Genomic DNA, 261 nt, shown 5'->3' on the forward strand with positions numbered 1-261 from the left:
CCTCTTTTAATCGTGGATCTCCTGCTAATCCTAAATAATCATTACTGGCAAAATTAATTAATGATTGTCCATCGAGTTTAATCACTGCTCCAGGCGCACTCTCAATTCTTTTAACCGTACGATACCAACCCGCTTTTTCAATTGTGGACAGGGACTTTTCAATCCAATCGTAAGCCGAATTTTCAACCATTCATTTAATTTTTATTGCACCCAATTTTAAAAGAAGAAAATTCCCCCAAAATGGGGGCTTAAACGTCTATT

The 261-nt window shown here is 36.8% G+C and carries 1 pseudogene; it reads right to left on the reverse strand.

Annotation, left to right across the window (positions count from 1 at the left end):
* Nucleotides 1-190 (reverse strand): annotated as a pseudogene (locus tag R0J87_RS21775) (8-amino-7-oxononanoate synthase); the annotation flags it as partial.
* Nucleotides 191-261 lie beyond the last annotated feature (71 nt).

Origin of the sequence: Halomonas sp. SIMBA_159 (assembly GCF_046536035.1) — a bacterium.
GTDB classification, from domain to species: Bacteria; Pseudomonadota; Gammaproteobacteria; order Pseudomonadales; family Halomonadaceae; genus Vreelandella; species Vreelandella venusta_A.